Below are 17,140 nucleotides of genomic sequence, written 5' to 3'. Positions count from 1 at the left end.
ACAAGGCATGCCTTGCTAAACCAACAAGATTGTTTTAACAAGTATCTCCTTGTTAAATTTCATCGCGAGGATCCGCCTTGCCCGAGACCGGCACCGTCACGGAAGACAAAGTCCTGTTCCATCTGAAGATGCGCGGTTCGGCCACCGCCGCGCAGATTGCCGAGCGCCTCGACATCTCGCCACAGGCGGTGCGTGAACGCCTGGACAGGCTATCGGGGGAGGATCTCGTCACGTTCGTGGACGAGCACCGCGGCGCCGGCCGGCCGAAGCGGGTCTGGCGATTGTCCGATGCGGCCTGGGCCCGTTTTCCCGACACCCATGCCGAACTCGCAGTCGGCCTGATCGACGCCGTCCGCGACCTGCTCGGCGACGCCGCGCTCGACCGCCTGATCGCGCGCCGCGAACGCCAGTCCGAATCCCGCTATCGGGATGCCCTGAAAGATATCGCGCCGCTGGCCGACCGGGTCGCCGAACTCGCCCGCCAACGCGACATCGAGGGCTACATGGCCGAGTGCAGCGAACAGCCCGACGGCAGTTTCCTGCTTGTCGAAAACCACTGCCCGATCTGCGCCGCGGCGCGGCGCTGCCAGAACTTCTGCCGCGCCGAGCAGGACATCTTCGCCCGCGTGCTTGGCCCGGACTGCAGGATCGAACGCGTCGAGCACCTGTTGCAGGGGGCCCGACGCTGCGCCTACCGGATCACCCCGCTCTGAACTTCGCGATCAGGCGCTGTCGGCGTGGATTGCCAGCGCGTGCACGCCGGCGGCCAGTTCGTCGGCGAGGGCCTCGTTGACCATCCGATGCCGTTCGATCCTCGTCTTGCCGGCGAAGGCACCGGATACGATCTTGACGCGAAAATGGGTCTCGCCGCCCTCGCGCCAGCCGGCATGGCCGTGATGGCGGTCGGATTCGTCGATCACCTCGAGGGAGACGGGGTGGAAGGCCGCCGTCAACTTTTCGGCGATCCGGTCTTTCGCGGGTCTGGCGTCGCTGGTCATGAAATCGTCGTGGCCGGATGCGTCAATCCTGTCAAGCCCGCAGCCATGCACTGCGCGAAACCCGCCACAGCGCTTGTGCCGATTCACACAGATACCCATAATCCGGCCCCATGAAGCTCGACTCCAAATGGTTCGACCAGATCCGCATCCGCCCGGATGCTGAACCGGCAGCCCCCGAACAGGCGCCGGCTTGCGACGCCCCGGGGTGCCGGCGGCCGGCGCCGCACCGCGCGCCGAAGGGTCGCGCGCTGGAGGGCGAGTACTACAATTTCTGCCTCGACCATGTTCGCGAGTACAACAAGACCTACAACTGGTTCTCCGGCATGTCGGAGGACGACGTGAAGGCGTGGCTGTCGTCGCGGTCCACGGGACATCGGCCGACATGGTCGATGGGCGTCAACTCCCGGGACCGGCGCGACGCCGGCCGTCGCGCAGCCGCCGCGGCTCGCGCCGGCGTCTTCGTCGATCCGTTCGATTTCTTCGCCGAAGCCCGCCGCGGATCTCCCTCGACCGAGGAAACGGAGGTCCGGCGGCGCCGCGTCGGCACCCTCGAACGGCGCGCGCTCGACGTCCTGGGACTTGACGAAACCGCCAGCGGCCCCGAAATCAAGTACCGCTACAAGGAACTGGTGAAGCGTCACCATCCCGACGCCAATGGCGGCGATCGAAGCACGGAGGATCGGCTCCGGTCGATCATCGAGGCCTACAACACGCTGAAGGCCTCTGGCTTCTATCGCGATTGCTGATTATTGTCGGCGCACTTCACTCAACACGAACGCTAGTGTGACGGGACGCAGCGCGTGTCCCGCAAGCTGGAGGCAGCATGATTACTGAGGCTACGGAGCCGAGCGGCTTGCCGGACATGAAGGTGTCCGTCCGGCAGGTTTTCGGCATCGACAGCGATCTCGAGGTCCCGGCCTATTCGGAGTCGGACGAGCACGTTCCCGACTTCGACCCGGACTACCAGTTCGACCGTGAAACCACCCTCGCGATCCTTGCCGGCTTCGCCTACAACCGGCGCGTCCTGATCCAGGGCTATCACGGCACCGGCAAGTCGACCCATATCGAGCAGGTCGCCAGCCGCCTCAACTGGCCCTGCGTGCGCGTCAACCTGGACAGTCACATCAGCCGTCTGGACCTGGTCGGCAAGGACGCCATCGTCGTCAAGGACGGCCTGCAGATCACCGAGTTCCAGGACGGCATCCTGCCTTGGGCGCTGAAGACCAACACGGCGCTGGTGTTCGACGAGTACGACGCCGGCCGGCCCGATGTGATGTTCGTCATCCAGCGCGTGCTCGAGGTCTCCGGCAAGCTGACGCTGCTCGACCAGCGCAAGGTCATCCGCCCGCATCCCTCGTTTCGGCTGTTCGCCACCACGAACACCATCGGCCTCGGCGACACCTCGGGCCTCTATCACGGCACCCAGCAGATCAACCAGGGCCAGATGGATCGCTGGTCGATCGTCACGACGCTGAATTACCTGCCGCACGACGACGAGGTGAACATCGTCCTGGCCAAGGCCAAGCATTACACGGGCGACGAGGGCCGCGACATAGTATCGCGGATGGTCCGCGTCGCAGATCTCACTCGCAACGCCTTCATGAACGGCGACCTGTCGACCGTCATGAGCCCGCGCACGGTGATCACCTGGGCGGAGAACGCGCAGATCTTCGGCGAACTCGGCCAGGCCTTCCGAATGACGTTCCTCAACAAGTGCGACGAGGCGGAACGCGGCATCGTCGCCGAGTTCTACCAGCGCTCCTTCGGCACCGAACTGCCGGAATCGACGGTGAACGTGGCGCTGAACTGACGTTGCCCCGGTTCGCGGGGCCCTCAATCGCGGGCCGGACGGTATTCGGCCCCTGGTAAGGAAGTGCTGACGACGTGCCCGACATACGCCCGACGAGCAACAGGAAACCGGCCCAGAACACCCGCAGCACCCCGACGGAACCGTTCAAGCGGGCGGTGACGGCGGCCGTCCGCGCGATATCGGGGCATAGCGATGTGGAGGTAACCTACGCCTCGGATCGTGCCGGCACCTCGGGCACCAGCGTCAGGCTACCCGAGCCGCCGCGCAAACTGACCCGGGCCGACGCGGCGATCGCACGGGGTGTCGCCGATTCAATGGCGCTCAGGATCGCCTGCCACGACCAGGGCGTCCACCGCCGTCTCCTGCCGCAGGGCCGCAATGCGCGCGCCCTGTTCGAAGCCGTGGAACAGGCCCGCTGCGAAGCCATCGGCTCGCAGCGGATGTCGGGCGTCGCCGACAACATCGGTGCCATGCTTGAGGCCCGATACCAGCGCATGAACGTCGCGGCGGCGGAATCGCGGTCCGACGCGCCGCTGGAGGAAGCGGTCGCGCTGATGCTGCGCGAACGGCTCACCGGCCGGGCGCCACCGCCGAGCGGTCAGCGCGCGGTCGACCTGTGGCGGAGCTGGATTGAGCAGAAGGCCGGCGGCGAACTGGATCGCCTGTCCGGCGTGATCGAGGATCAGGACGCCTATGCGCGTCTGGTCCGCGACATGATCGCGGCGTTCGACATGGCCGACGAGCTCGGGGCCGAACAGGAGGACGAGGACGAATCCGCACAGGGCGAAGACGACTCCGACTCCCAGGGCGAAAGCGGCGAGGAAGGGCAGCAGGACGCCTCGGAAGCAGCCTCCGACGAGAGCCAGGAAGGTTCCGAGCAGGAGGACGGCGAGGTCGAGGCGAGCCAGACGCGGGCCGAGGAGATCGAGCAGGATGCCGACGCGGCCGACGCCACCGACTCCACCGAGCCCTGGCGTCCCAACTTCCCGTTCTCCAACACCGACGGCCCCAACGCCTACCGGATCTTCACGACCCGCTTCGACGAGACCGTGACCGCCGACGAACTCTGCGACCAGGACGAACTGGATCGCCTGCGGGGCTTTCTCGACAAGCAGCTCCAGAACCTGCAGGGCGTCGTCACCCGGCTCGCGAACCGCCTGCAGCGCCGCCTGATGGCCCAGCAGAACCGTGCCTGGGACTTCGACCTGGAGGAAGGCGCGCTCGACGCCGCGCGGCTGCCCCGCGTCATCATGGACCCGCTCCACCCGCTGACCTTCAAGATGGAGCGCGACACCAATTTCCGCGACACGGTGGTGACGCTGCTGCTCGACAACTCGGGCTCGATGCGCGGCCGGCCGATTACGGTCGCGGCAACCTGCGGCGACATCCTGGCGCGGACGTTGGAGCGCTGCGGCGTCAAGGTCGAGATCCTCGGCTTCACCACGCGCGCCTGGAAGGGCGGACAGAGCCGGGAAAACTGGCTGTCGTCGGGCAAGCCGCTCAATCCGGGCCGGCTCAACGACCTGCGCCACATCATCTACAAGCCCGCCGACATGCCGTGGCGGCGCGCCCGGCGCAATCTCGGCCTGATGATGCGCGAGGGCCTGCTGAAGGAGAACATCGACGGCGAGGCGCTGGCCTGGGCCCACGACCGGCTGCTGGCCCGCCCCGAGCAGCGGCGCATCCTGATGATGATTTCCGATGGGGCACCGGTCGACGACTCCACCCTCTCGGTCAATCCGGGCAACTATCTGGAGCGCCATCTGCGCCAGGTCATCGAGGATATCGAGACGCGGTCGCCGGTCGAGTTGATCGCCATTGGCATCGGCCACGACGTGACCCGCTACTACCGCCGCGCCGTGACCATCGTCGACGCCGAGGAACTCGGCGGCGCGATGACGGAGAAGCTGGCGGAACTGTTCGAGGACGACGCTGTGGGAACCATGACGACACGCCGGCAGCGCCTGCGGACTCCGGCCTGAGCGCCTTGGCCGTGCGGACCCAGATCGTACTGGCCGCCGGGCTGGTGCTGTGCCTGTCGGCCGGCACCGGATCGGCGCAGGAAACGCTCCCGGTCAGCGCCGCGCCGATTGCGGCTTTTGATCCGCAACAGCCCGAGCAGACGCGGTTCGGGCGGCTGCGCTATATCGGGGGAATAGAGATCGACTCGCCCGACCCGCGGTTCGGAGGGCTTTCGGGCATCGACATCTCGCCCGATGGCCGGCGCATCATGATGGTCAGCGATATCGGCGATCTGTTCACCGCCGCCATCGACTACGACGGCGACCGCCCGGTCGGGCTGTCGGACGTGGTGGTCCGCCGCCTGCCCGGCGAGGACGGCCAGCCGCTCGGGGTCAAGTTCGGCTCCGACGCGGAGTCGCTGCGCGCCCGGACCGGCAAGGGCCTGCCCGACGATATCCTGGTCGGCTTCGAGCGCGACAACCGGGTGCTCGCCTTCCCGGTGGCAGGCGACGGAGCCATCGGCAAGCCGACGCGGATGTCGCTGCCGGACGGCGTGATCAGCCTGCCCCACAACAAGGGACTGGAAGGAATCGCCGTCGTCCCGCCCGGCGCGCCGAATGCCGGCGCGGTCATCGTCTTCGCCGAAAGCGTTCCCGACGAAACCTCGGACGAAATTCCCGGCTGGATCGTCACCGGAGCCGGCGCCCGCGACATCGCGCTCAGGCGCAGCAGCGGTTTCGACGTCACAGACATCCTTGCCCTGTCGAGCGGCGACCTGCTGGTCCTCGAACGACGCTTCAACATACTGACCGGCGTGGCCATGCGGATCCGGCGCCTCGACGCGACCGAACTCGACGGCCCCCAGCCGATGGCCGGCGACGTGCTGTTCACCGGCGGAATGGCCTACTGGATCGACAACATGGAGGGCATCTGCGTCCACGAGGACCCGGCCGGCCGCACCATCGTCACGATCGTCTCCGACGACAATTTCAGCGCCCTGCAGCGAACACTGCTGCTGCAGTTCGAACTGCTCTAAAGCGCCGGATATTCCTCGGGCTCCGGCTGCGTCGCACCGCGCAGCAGGTGGAAGGGGCCGAGCATGACGAGGGCGTGCAGCAGCTTGACCAGATAGTCGACCACCGCCCAGCCGATCCAGACCGGCAAGACCAGCCCCCAGTAGGTCGCCTCGCCGACGCCGCTGCCGGCGAAGGCGAGCGTGAAGAACAGCGCCGTGTCGACCGTCGATCCGATCATCGAGGAGGCAAGCGGCGCCTGCCACCAGAACCGCCGGCGCAGGCGGTGGAATACGGCAACGTCGATGAGTTGGGCGGTCAGAAACGCCGTGCCCGACGCCAGCGCGATGCGCGGCGTCGCCAGAATGATCGACAGCAGCACCGCGATGGCAAACCCCGCATAGACCACCTTGCGCGCGGCAGACGGCCCGAAGCGCCGGTTGGTCAGGTCGGTGACGAGAAACGCGAAGGGATAGGTAAAGGCGCCCCAGGTCAGGTAGTCCTGGAGGCCGAACGGCGTGAACGGGTGCTGGACGAGTATGTTCGAGGCGATGACCACACCGGACATCGCCGCCACCGGGATGAGATACCGGCTTCGGTCAATCGTCGAAGGATCCGTCACAAAAGGATCCCCTGCTCGGGATGCGCCGGAGCGCCCGCCAACGCCCGGAAGGGCGATACGCTCAGGACGTGGCGGTGGCGCGGACCTTGGCGATGTTGCGCTTCAGGCCGAGTGCCTTGTCGGACAGTTCGGCTTCCTTGGCCTTTGCCAGGAAGTTGTCCAGACCGCCGCGATGCTCGACGCTGCGCAGCGCATGGGCCGAAACGCGCATGCGCACGCTGCGCCCGAGCGCGTCGCTCATCAGCGTCACGTTCACAAGGTTGGGCAGGAACCGACGCCGCGTCTTGTTGTTGGCGTGGCTCACATTGTTGCCGGTCATGACCGCTTTGCCGGTCAGTTCACAACGCCGGGCCATTGCTCATATCCTCAAGTTCTCGGCTCAATTCTCAACGCCCGCCGGAAGAGCCGGCGGCCGGATCTGGCCTTGCCGATTAGGGAGTTCGGCATGCGTATAATGACGATGCCGCACAGCGTCAAGCCGCCTGCGCCCGCCGCAAGGTCGAAATCGACGCGAACTGGGCCCCGTTCCAGCCTCCCGTCACGGTGTTGACCCAATCCGAGGATAACCGTTCCTTAACCGTAATTTGAAACGCTCCGGCGTACGGGACGTGTCGTTCCCGACAGCGACCGGAATGGGCGATCGCTGAGGCATGAGGCGATGATAATGAAGGCTGTTGCGTCAGTGTTCGGTCCGATACGGAAGGTGGCCTGCAGCCTGATGGTCACCGGTATTGTGCTGGCCGCACCCGTGCTGCCGGTGCAGCCTGCCAGTGCGGGCGACTACAATTTCCAGGCCAAGTATCGCGTCAGCCTCGCCGGCGTCCCGATCGGCGAAGCGAATTTCATGGGCAATTTCGACGGCCGGAGATATCGCCTCGACGGCTACGGCAAGCTGACGGGCATCGCCGGGGTGCTTTACGAATACACCGCCAGCGCCTCGTCGGCCGGAGAGCTCTACTCCGGCAGGATCGTGCCCAACGCCTTCAGCGTCAACGCATCGGACGGCGAGGAAACCTCCACGGTGCGGATGACGATGGGCTCGTCCGGGGTGCGGCGTCTCAAGATCACGCCGGAGCCGACGCCCTACTGGCTCAACCACCCCAACCGGGTGAAGGTCACGGATGCCCACACCAGGGGCACGCTGGATCCGATCAGCGCCCTGATCGTCGCCGGTGGGAGTTCCGGCGCGGAAATGGACAAGCACGCCTGCGAGCGCACCGTGCCGATCTTCAACGGCCGCGAGCGCTTCGACGTCGAACTCCGCTATCGCCGCATCCAGCCGGTAAGCGACAGCGCCGTCCCCGGCGGCCAGGTTCTCGTCTGCGGCGCCCACTATCGTCCCGTCGCCGGCCATCGCACCGATCGCGACGAGGTCAAGATGGCCGAGAAGCTCGACATCGAGGTCCTGCTGTCGCCCGTCAGCGGCTCCGACCTGCTGCTGCCCTATCGGGTCACGATCCCGACGCCGCTCGGCTCCGCCGTCATCCAGTCGGCCGGAGTGACCGCGACCGGAGCCCTGAACGTCAAGGCCGCCGCGCTCGCCGAATAGGACGGGGTCGCCGTCCGGCGCTGCCGCAAACCCGCATCCGCCGCAGTTGGGGCCTCGTCGAGCCCGGCCGCGGCACGCGGTCCGGGTGAGTCCGGTTGGACCACCTCCCGATCCAAGCATGGATGTTGCGGCGCCGCGGACGTGACGGTGGCCGCGAAACATGCCTCCCCGCAATGTTAACAAGAGCTGGCCCGCCCCCCCGTTCCGGCACGGCATCCGATCCAGATTTGGTAGGCGCATGAAGCCGTTACACCAGATTTTGCCGGGAACGAATCGCGAAGTCGGGAGAGTCAGCGATTCGGGCATTGTTTGTTCTCATCACGTTCTCTACGTTAATGTCAGGACGCCTGTTGTGTCGTTATGGAACACTCCCCCATTCGCTGCCGGTTCTGCGCCCTTTACAGGGCGGATCGAAGATGCGACACGGCCCTACCCCCGGGGATTTGCTGAAGTTTCCGTCCCTTTGGAGGCGACATGAGTATCGCGCCGGACGTCGGCCATCATCCCGCGGCGCGCAGCCGCAGCGTTACCGCGGTTCTGGGCCCCACCAATACGGGCAAGACTCATCTGGCGATCGAACGGATGCTGGGCCACGAGTCCGGCGTCATCGGCCTGCCGCTGCGCCTGCTTGCCCGCGAGGTCTACAACCGCGTCGTCGATCGCGTCGGTGCCGACGCAGTCGCCCTCGTCACCGGCGAGGAGAAGATCAAGCCTGCCAATCCGCGCTACTGGGTCTCGACGGTCGAGGCGATGCCGCGTGATCTCGACGTCGCCTTCGTGGCGATCGACGAGGTGCAGCTCGCCGCCGACCTCGACCGCGGCCACGTCTTCACCGACCGGATCCTGCGCCGGCGCGGGCGCGAGGAAACGCTGCTGCTCGGCGCCGCCACCATGCGGCCGATCCTCACCAGGATGATGCCGAACCTCAACGTGGTGACCCGGCCGCGCCTGTCGCATCTCGCCTATTCCGGCCAGAAGAAGATCACCCGCCTGCCGCGCCGCTCCGCGGTCGTCGCGTTCTCGGCGCAAGACGTCTATGCGATCGCCGAACTGATCCGACGGCAGCGCGGCGGCGCAGCCGTCGTGCTCGGCGCGCTCAGTCCCCGCACGCGCAACGCCCAGGTCGGGCTCTACCAGAACGGCGACGTCGATTTCCTGGTCGCCACCGACGCCATCGGCATGGGGCTCAATCTCGACGTCGACCACGTCGCCTTCGCCGCCCGTCGCAAGTTCGACGGCTGGCAGTTCCGCAACCTCAATGCCGCGGAAATGGGCCAGGTCGCCGGCCGCGCCGGCCGCCACATGCGCGACGGCACGTTCGGCGTGACGGGTCGCGTCGATCCGCTCGACGACGATCTCGTCTCGCGCATCGAAAGCCACGACTTCGAGCCGGTCCGCCTCCTGCAGTGGCGCAATGCCACTCTGCAGTTCGACAGTCTGGCGGCCCTCCATTCGAGCCTTTCCGCGCTGCCGCGCGAGGACACGCTGACCCGGGCGCCGGCCAGCGACGACGTGCTGGCGCTGGAGGCGGTGTCGTCGGATCTGGAGATCGCCGATATCGCCAGGGGCCGGGATGCGGTCGAGCGCCTGTGGGATGTCTGCCAGGTCCCGGACTACCGGAAGATCGCCCCGGCCAATCACGCCGACCTCGTGGCGACGATCTACAGCCAGTTGATGCGGCGCGGGGCGGTCGACGAGGACTGGTTCGCCCGCCAGATCGGCCAGTGCGACCGCGACGACGGCGACATCGACACCCTGTCCAATCGCATTGCCCACGTCCGTACCTGGACCTTCGTGGCGAACCGGCCCGACTGGCTCGCCGATCCTGACCATTGGCAAGAGCGGACGCGTGCCGTAGAGGACCGCCTGTCCGATGCCCTGCATGAACGTCTGGCCCAGCGCTTCGTCGACCGCCGCACCAGCGTTCTCGCCCGCAGTCTTAGGGAGAATCCCGCTATGGAAGCCGAAATCGACGCCGGAGGCGAGGTTACGGTCGAAGGCCACCATGTCGGCCGGCTGGACGGTCTGCGCTTCTCGCCGGACCCCGAGGCCGACGGCAATCACCTCAAGGCGATTGCCGCCGCCGCCCGCCGGACCCTCTCGGGCGAGCTGACCAAGCGCGCCGAGCGACTGGCCAAGGACGCCGACGAGGTGATCCTCCTGTCGCTGGACGGAACCGTGACCTGGAGGGGGTCGATCGTCGGTCGCGTCGAGAAGGGCGAGACGGTGCTGAATCCGCGCGTCGTCCTGTTGGCCGACGAGCAGCTTTCCGGCGCCGCCCGCGACAACGCCGAAGCGCGGCTTCAGAAATGGATAGGCGACCGGATCGAGACCCACCTCGGCCCGCTGAAGGCGCTGGAGGCCGATGAGGCGATCACCGGCATGACTCGCGGCATCGCCTTCCAGCTCGGCGAGGCGCTCGGCGTGCTCGAACGCCCGAAGGTCGCCGAGGAGGTGCGGGGACTGAGTCAGGAGGACAGGGCAATCCTGCGTCGCCACGGAGTCCGGTTCGGGGCGCACCACATCTACCTGCCGGTGCTGCTGAAACCCGCTCCCCGCGTCCTGGCGGCACAGCTCTGGGCGCTCCATCACGGCGGGCTGCACCAGCCGGGCCTCGACGAGATCGCCGGCCTCGTGCAATCGGGCCGCATGTCGATTGCGGTCGCGCCGGGCACCTCCTACGGCCTGTACCGGGCCTTCGGGTTCCGCGCCTGCGGCAAGCGCGCGGTGCGCATCGATATTCTGGAGCGGATCGCCGATCAGATCCGTGCGGCCCTTTCGTATCGTCCTGAAGGCGGCGCAACGCCGCCGCCGGGCGCGGTCGATGGACGCGTCTTCCAGGTCAGTGAACAGATGACCTCGCTTGCCGGCTGCGCCGGCGAGGACTTCGCCGAAATCCTCAAGGCTCTTGGGTACCGCAGCGAGCGGCGCCCGGCTCCGACGCCGGCCGAGGAGCCGCAATCGGCCACGGCAGGCGCGCCGGCCGTGCCGGAGGATCCGGCTTCGCAGGCGCCCTCCGGCGGGAACGCGGACACCCCGGCCGATGCCGCCGCGGCGGACAGCAGTGCCGAGCCGGAATATCAGGTCCCGCCGCAAGTTTCGCCGGAGACGCCGCAAGCGGCACCGGCGGCGGATCCCGCGAGCGTTAGCGAGGATGCCGCCTCGGACCAGTCGGCCGAAAGCAAACCGCCGTCGGCCGATGACGGCACCGTTCCCGATGCGACAGCCGAGGACCATTCGTCCGTCGCCGACGTTCCGATGACCACCGATGCCGCCCCGGATCCTCACGCCACGGCCGTCGGGAGCGAGGACGCCCAGGCAGCCGCGGTGGTCGACACCGGGTCGACGGAAATGCCGGCGCAAGCGTCTGAACCGTCGGAGATCGTCGTCTGGCGTCCCGGGCGCCGTCCCGATGGACCGCGCCGGCAGAAGCCGGCGCGACGGGCCGATGCGGCCACGCAGACCAGCACCGCGCGCACTGGGGATCAGGCCGATCGCGGCCACCGCGGAGAAGGCGGCAAGGAACACAAGGGCCGGAAGGGCCGGAAGGGACGTCCCGACGACAAGCGGCAGGCCCGCCGGGAAGACCCGCGCCAGGGCCGGGGCTCGAACAACCGTCGCAGCGACCAGAAGCACGACAAACGTCCCCCGAAGGCCCCGGACCCGCTGTCGCCGTTTGCCGCCCTCAAGGAACTGCGCGACGAACTCGCAGAGCGGGAGCGACGGTCCGACGCGTGAGCGACAGCCAGCGGATCGACAAGTGGCTCTGGCACGCGCGGGTCGCAAAGACCCGGACGCTGGCCGCGGAACTCGTGTCGGGCGGTCATGTCCGTCTCAATCGAACGAAGGTCGGCAAGCCTAGCCAGATCGTCCGGCATGGCGACGTCGTCACCATCGCGGTGCGTGATACCGTCCGCATCCTGCGCATCGAGGCGATCGCCGAGCGGCGCGGTCCGGCCAGCCAGGCAGCGACGACCTACACCGACCTGTCGCCGCCGACCGAACGGACGGAAACGCCCGCCGCCGGGGCGATACATCGCCCGCGGGGGGCCGGCCGGCCGACCAAACGCGACAGACGGCAGATGGACGCGTGGAAAGAACATCCACGGATGCCGGACGACGGAGAAATCTAATCCCTGCGCCCGTCTTGAACGCCAATCACAAAAGGGCTAGAGCCCTTTTGCAGCTGTTTGGACCCGTCTCTGACGGGGTGCGTTCGGGTCAGTAGTTGGCCCGAAAGCACCGGTTCCCCGATTGGTCGGGGGTCTTGCGAACGGCGGACACCCCCGAAGGTGCGGGGTCGGGTCCGTCCTGGCCGAGGCCCTGCACCGGCTCCAGGGCCGGACGGCCTCCTCCGATCGCAGACGGGATCGAACTCGAATGGCTGCAAAGGGCTCTTGGCACCTCGTCCGGCGGTGCCCCTCGCGGAGTAGCACATGACTTACGTCGTTACCGACAACTGCATCCGGTGCAAGTACATGGATTGCGTCGAGGTGTGTCCGGTCGACTGCTTCTATGAAGGCGACAACATGCTCGTCATTCATCCCGACGAGTGTATCGATTGCGGCGTCTGCGAGCCCGAGTGCCCCGCCGAAGCCATCAAGGCGGACACCGAGCCGGGCCTTGAGAAATGGGTCGAGCTGAACGCCGAATACGCGGAGAAGTGGCCCAACATCACCATCAAGCGCGAGCCGCCGGCGGACGCCAAGGAATGGGACGGCGTAGCCAACAAGCTGGAGTCGCAGTTTTCCCCGGAGCCGGGCGAAGGCGACTGACGATCCGCCGGTTGCGGAGGGGTCTGGAGCGAGGCCGAGCTGCGGCTGCTGCGCCGCAACACTTGGATTCCGCCTAATTTTGTGCTATATTTCAAACAGCTTGTGAAATCCCTCGCCCGAAAGCGCCCGCTCTGCGGGCGTGTTTTATAAGCGCAAGGAACGCTTTCCCGCCGGGACTCAACGGTCGTCCGGATGCGCTTTTTGCGCGGATTTGCGAGCGTTTGGCGTCTGCAGTATGGCGCGCCCGGGTACGGTGTGCGCCTGCAGACGATGTTACAGAGGCATCGGTCGCGGCCTGCGCGACGGCAGGAGTCGAAACAAGAGTATGACAACCCGCAGCAACAAGAAATCCATACAGCGCCAAGGCTTCAAGACGAGCGAGTACATTGTCTACCCGGCGCATGGCGTCGGCCAGATCGTCTCGGTCGAGGAACAGGAAGTCGCAGGCGCGAAACTCGAGCTGTTCGTGATCAATTTCGAGAAGGACAAGATGACGCTTCGGGTTCCCACGGCCAAGGCTGCGGCCGTCGGCATGCGCAAGCTCTCCGAAGACGATATCGTCGGCAAGGCGCTGGACGTCCTGAAGGGCCGCGCCCGGGTCAAGCGCACCATGTGGAGCCGGCGCGCCCAGGAATACGAAGCCAAGATCAATTCCGGCGACCTGATCGCGATCGGCGAGGTCGTGCGCGACCTGCACCGCTCCGACACGCAGCCCGAGCAGTCCTACAGCGAACGGCAACTCTACGAAGCCGCGCTGGACCGCATGGCGCGTGAGATCGCCGCCGTGAAGCGCCTCACCGAAACCGAGGCGATCCGAGAGATCGAAGCCATGCTGGCCAAGGGGCCGAAGCGCGGCGTCGCGGCCGAACCCGAGGAAGATGACCGCGAAGAAGCGGCCTGAGTTCACGCGACTTTTACTATTTGCATACCCGCTCTGCGTGCCGCCCGGCTTCAAGCCGGGCGGCTTTTCTGCTTTGATTGGTGAACCGTGCTCGCATGTCGGCCGTTCTTATCTTGAACGGCCTCAAGGAGTGAATGCCGGTTTGATGCCATGACGAACACCATGAGCCACAGGCGCCGGTTCGTCCGGGCCGCCATGAACGCCCCCTATCTCGAAAGGGATGAGGAGCACGTGCTGGCGACGAAGTGGAAGGATAACGGCGACGAGGCCGCGCTTCATCGTCTGACCCATGCCCACATGCGGCTGGTGATCGCCATCGCCGCGCGGTTTCGCCATTTCGGCCTGCCGATGTCCGATCTGATCCAGGAAGGCCATGTCGGCCTGCTCGAGGCCGCCGCCCGGTTCGAACCGGAGCGGGAGGTGCGCTTCTCGACCTACGCGACATGGTGGATCCGCGCCTCGATCCAGGATCATATCCTGCGCAACTGGTCGATCGTGCGCGGCGGCACCAGCTCCGCCCAGAAGGCGCTGTTCTTCAACCTGCGCCGGCTGCGGGCGAAGCTCGGCCAGGGGCCGTCTCCGCTGCCCGACAGCGAGATTCACCGTCAGATCGCCCAGGCTCTCGGCGTCTCGGAGAACGACGTCGCCAGGATGGACGCACGGCTGTCGGGACCCGATTCCAGCCTCAACGCCCCGGTCATGGAAAGCGAGGGCGGCAGCGCCGAACGCCAGGATTTCCTGGTCAGCGACGACCCGCTGCCCGACGAGACCGTCGGCAACGTGATCGACGGCGAGAAGCGGACGAAGCGGCTCTATGCGGCTCTCGAGGTTCTCAACGACCGGGAGCTGCGCATCGTCCGCGAGCGGCGGCTGAGCGAGGAAGGGGCGACGCTGGAATCGCTCGGCAAGACGCTCGGCATCTCCAAGGAGCGCGTTCGCCAGATCGAAAGCCGAGCGATCGAGAAGCTGCGCGCCGCCCTGCTCGATCCCGACGCCGGCGCTGCGCTCACCTGAGCGCAGTAGGCCTGGCTTCGTCCCGATCGGCACGAACCGGCAGAACAGGTGAACCTTCGGGTTCTTCGCCCGGAACCGGCTCAGCGTATAACGATCTTGACCAGTTGACCGGCGCTGAGCCGGTCGCCGGCCGTCAGACCGTTGAGGGCCCGGAACCTTTCCACCTGATGGTTGTCGAAGGCCATGCGCGCCGACAGGGTTTCCACCGTCTCGCCCGGTTGCACGGTCACGATGTCGATGCGCTGCGGCCGCACCGCCCGGGCCTCTTCCTTGGGAATGATGCGGAAGCTCTGGGCAGCGCTCATCAGCTCGTTGACCCGGGCGAAATCGAGTTCGCGCGAGGCAAGAATGAACCGGTAGACGCGGTTGCCCTCGCCTCGGATCGCGGCGACCTTGAAGTCCCACCCCTCGCCCCCTACGGTTGCGGTCGCGGCCGCCAGACCGTTAACGGTCATCGGCCGGATGTCGGTGACCTGGCCGCCGCGCACCGCGTCCGCCGCCAGGTAGTCCGACAGCGATACGGTGCTCGGCACGGCGACCGCATCGAAGCGGATGATGTCTCCGGCTTCCGAAAAGCCGACGACCGCCCGCGACGTGTTTTCCAGGCCGTAGCCCTCGGGCATCGTGAAGGTGATGCCCAGTTCCGGATGCACGAAGGTGCGTCCCTGCACGAAGCCCTCTCTGGGGTCGTCGCCGTAGGGAAGACCGTTGATCACCGCGAAATAGCTGTCCCGGTCGCGCTGCATGTCGGCGCTGCGGCCCACCTGCATCGCCTCGCGCTCGGCGGCCAGGATCCGCTGCGGCGTCGCCGGGTGGCTCGCGAAGATGTCGACCCGGCCGGCGTCGTAGACCTGATTCAGCGTTTTCGAGTGAAGTTCGGTCTGCCGTTCGAGCGCCCGCAGGAATGCGACGGATCCCTCGGGGTCATATCCCGCCTTCGCCGCCATCCGGATGCCGATGACGTCGGCATCGAGTTCCTGCTGGCGGGAGAACTGGGCGAGGCGCCCCTTGGTGAGCGCCAGCGCCGCCTGCCCGGCCTCCGGATCCTGTATCACGTCGGTGACGACCTGGCTCATCACGGCCGCGGAATTGGCTTCCTCTTCGCGCGCGATGGCGTGGCGCGAGGTGATGTGGGCCATCTCGTGCGCCAGGACGTTTGCGACCTCGGAGCTGTCGTTGGCCAGCGCCAGCAGGCCGCGCGTCACGTAGATATAGCCACCGGGCAGCGAGAAGGCATTTATCGTCGGAGAGTTCAGCACGGTCACCGTGTACGACAGGTCGGGACGGTCGGACGCCCGGCTCAATGCCGCCACCGTCGTGTCGAGGTATTTCTGCAGCTTCGGATCGGCGTAGGTTCCGCCGAACGCCTTGACGATCTTGGGGTGCTCGCTGCGGCCGAGGTTGATCTCCCGCTGGTCGAATCCCGCGTTCGCCGGCGCCGCCTGGGGGGTGGCAACCACCAGACTTCCGTCGGAGAGCCGGCCATTGGCGCAGCCGGCAACGGCCAGTGCCAGCGCGAGGCCGAGCACCGGAAGTCCGGCCGCGGTCCGTGCCCGCCCGACAATGCTATTCTTCGCCGACAAGCTCCAACTGCTCCGGACGCTTCATGTGAATGACAGGTCCCCTGTCCTCGCCGACCCAGCCGCGCACCCGCACGCGGCGTCCTTCGAGGTCCCCGAGAACGAATCCCTCGTCCGTGAACCGCTGCACATCGCGGCGATCCACGAACGCTGTGAAATCCTCGCTCCAGTACGTGCCGAAATTGAGGTAGGTCCTCTGCGGCCTCTCACCGACCGATATCACCCGACCTTCAACGATTGCATAACGGCCCACCTCCTCGGCAAGTTCCTCAGGCGCCTCCGCCGCGCGCACCTGGCCGAGCGGGCCGGCCCAAAGGCCACGTGAGGCGGCCCGCGCCACCGCTTCGCGGTCCAGCAATACCCTGACGCACCGGGAGTTGTCGACAGCTGCGTGTGCCCGCGCAAGTCCTTGATCGATCATCAGTCCTTGAAGCCAGCGGTGCCGGTCACCGGCAATGAACGCGTGGGCGAGGAGCCGGCCGTGGCGGTCGTGGCGGCCGCCGCTCGTCGCCAGTCCCAGATCCGACCCTCGAACCGCCCTGGCGAGAGCTTCCTGCGCTGCCTTCGCGAACCGGCGCTCCTCCTCGGAGGCGCCGGACAGTTCCGCCTTTGGCGCCAGTATCCCGACAAGCCGCACGATCCGGCCGTCTTCCAGCGCAATCGTGTCCCCGTCGATCACCTCCGATACCCGTACCCGTTCGTTCGGCTGGGGCGGGCAATCCAGGGCCTCGCCCCATGCCGGCGGCACCAACGCCCCGGCAGAAAGTGTCAGAGTTGCCAGTGCGATCGTGCCGCGCAACCTGTTGTCCTTCCCCGGCGGTCGTTTCGGCTGTCCGATTGCCCATATGGGTCCGGAACTGCTGCAAGCCAAGCATTCCACCCGGTTCGGGATGGCCGGACTGTCCGGCCGTGGAAA

16 protein-coding genes are annotated in these 17,140 nt (G+C 66.9%); 11 read left to right on the top strand and 5 right to left on the bottom strand.

The features are described from left to right. Nucleotides 1–77: 77 nt before the first annotated feature. Nucleotides 78–713, top strand: coding sequence for a helix-turn-helix transcriptional regulator (locus V3328_RS02385; RefSeq protein ID WP_340328039.1), 636 nt, complete (start codon nt 78–80; stop codon nt 711–713). 9 nt (nt 714–722) lie between these two features. On the opposite strand, the gene V3328_RS02380 is transcribed toward V3328_RS02385, so the two are convergent. Next, the gene (locus V3328_RS02380) at nt 723–998 is read right to left on the bottom strand and encodes a BolA family protein (RefSeq protein WP_340328038.1); all 276 of its coding nucleotides are present in this window, start codon (nt 996–998) and stop codon (nt 723–725) included. Nucleotides 999–1,108: 110 nt separating this feature from the next. On the opposite strand from V3328_RS02380, the gene V3328_RS02375 reads away from it, so the two are divergent. The 4 genes from V3328_RS02375 to V3328_RS02360 all read left to right on the top strand — a co-directional run bounded on the left by V3328_RS02375 (nt 1,109) and on the right by V3328_RS02360 (nt 5,806). Next, nucleotides 1,109–1,744 carry a J domain-containing protein gene (locus V3328_RS02375; RefSeq protein ID WP_340328037.1) on the top strand — a complete coding sequence of 212 codons (636 nt, stop codon included), beginning with the start codon at nt 1,109–1,111 and terminating at the stop codon, nt 1,742–1,744. A 77-nt stretch (nt 1,745–1,821) separates the two neighbouring features. Next, complete coding sequence (gene cobS, locus V3328_RS02370) at nt 1,822–2,808, top strand: cobaltochelatase subunit CobS (RefSeq protein WP_340328036.1); 987 nt, start codon at nt 1,822–1,824, stop codon at nt 2,806–2,808. 74 nt (nt 2,809–2,882) lie between these two features. Beyond that, the gene (gene cobT / locus V3328_RS02365) at nt 2,883–4,790 is read left to right on the top strand and encodes a cobaltochelatase subunit CobT (protein ID WP_378758881.1); all 1,908 of its coding nucleotides are present in this window, start codon (nt 2,883–2,885) and stop codon (nt 4,788–4,790) included. A gap of 11 nt (nt 4,791–4,801) precedes the next feature. After that, the gene (locus tag V3328_RS02360; RefSeq protein WP_340328035.1) at nt 4,802–5,806 is read left to right on the top strand and encodes an esterase-like activity of phytase family protein; all 1,005 of its coding nucleotides are present in this window, start codon (nt 4,802–4,804) and stop codon (nt 5,804–5,806) included. Here the strand turns inward: V3328_RS02360 and V3328_RS02355 are convergent. Together V3328_RS02355 and rpmB are read right to left on the bottom strand one after the other, a co-directional pair. Next, nucleotides 5,803–6,351 (bottom strand): queuosine precursor transporter, encoded by a 549-nt coding sequence (locus V3328_RS02355; protein ID WP_340328260.1) that lies wholly within the window; start codon nt 6,349–6,351, stop codon nt 5,803–5,805. The genes V3328_RS02360 and V3328_RS02355 overlap by 4 nt on opposite strands. Nucleotides 6,352–6,466: 115 nt before the next feature. Further along, on the bottom strand, nt 6,467–6,760 hold the full coding sequence (gene rpmB, locus V3328_RS02350; RefSeq protein WP_340328034.1) for a 50S ribosomal protein L28: 294 nt from the start codon (nt 6,758–6,760) through the stop codon (nt 6,467–6,469). A gap of 309 nt (nt 6,761–7,069) precedes the next feature. Here rpmB and V3328_RS02345 point away from each other — a divergent pair, with 309 nt between their 5' ends. The 6 genes from V3328_RS02345 to V3328_RS02320 all read left to right on the top strand — a co-directional run bounded on the left by V3328_RS02345 (nt 7,070) and on the right by V3328_RS02320 (nt 14,644). Next, entirely contained in the window at nt 7,070–7,954 is an 885-nt protein-coding gene (locus V3328_RS02345) for a DUF3108 domain-containing protein (protein ID WP_340328033.1), read from the top strand. 474 nt (nt 7,955–8,428) lie between these two features. Then, complete coding sequence (locus tag V3328_RS02340; RefSeq protein WP_340328032.1) at nt 8,429–11,692, top strand: helicase-related protein; 3,264 nt, start codon at nt 8,429–8,431, stop codon at nt 11,690–11,692. Further along, nucleotides 11,689–12,087 (top strand): RNA-binding S4 domain-containing protein, encoded by a 399-nt coding sequence (locus V3328_RS02335; protein WP_340328031.1) that lies wholly within the window; start codon nt 11,689–11,691, stop codon nt 12,085–12,087. The genes V3328_RS02340 and V3328_RS02335 overlap by 4 nt, the downstream gene beginning before the upstream one ends. A gap of 303 nt (nt 12,088–12,390) precedes the next feature. Then, nucleotides 12,391–12,729, top strand: a complete 339-nt coding sequence (gene fdxA, locus V3328_RS02330) for a ferredoxin FdxA (RefSeq protein ID WP_340328030.1) — start codon at nt 12,391–12,393, stop codon at nt 12,727–12,729. 325 nt (nt 12,730–13,054) lie between these two features. After that, nucleotides 13,055–13,630, top strand: coding sequence for a CarD family transcriptional regulator (locus tag V3328_RS02325; protein ID WP_340328029.1), 576 nt, complete (start codon nt 13,055–13,057; stop codon nt 13,628–13,630). A gap of 150 nt (nt 13,631–13,780) precedes the next feature. After that, nucleotides 13,781–14,644, top strand: coding sequence for an RNA polymerase factor sigma-32 (locus tag V3328_RS02320; protein ID WP_340328028.1), 864 nt, complete (start codon nt 13,781–13,783; stop codon nt 14,642–14,644). Between the two features lie 80 nt (nt 14,645–14,724). Here the strand turns inward: V3328_RS02320 and V3328_RS02315 are convergent, their stop codons facing one another. Next, nucleotides 14,725–16,227, bottom strand: coding sequence for a M48 family metalloprotease (locus tag V3328_RS02315; protein WP_340328027.1), 1,503 nt, complete (start codon nt 16,225–16,227; stop codon nt 14,725–14,727). Next, complete coding sequence (locus V3328_RS02310) at nt 16,211–17,023, bottom strand: thermonuclease family protein (RefSeq protein ID WP_340328026.1); 813 nt, start codon at nt 17,021–17,023, stop codon at nt 16,211–16,213. The genes V3328_RS02315 and V3328_RS02310 overlap by 17 nt, the downstream gene beginning before the upstream one ends. Between the last annotated feature and the right edge of the window lie 117 nt (nt 17,024–17,140).

The organism is Microbaculum marinum, from assembly GCF_037855135.1.
Classification (GTDB): domain Bacteria; phylum Pseudomonadota; class Alphaproteobacteria; order Rhizobiales; family Tepidamorphaceae; genus Microbaculum; species Microbaculum marinum.
The sequence above is the reverse complement of the archived record's forward strand: the minus strand, read 5'-3'. Positions and strand labels throughout refer to the sequence as shown.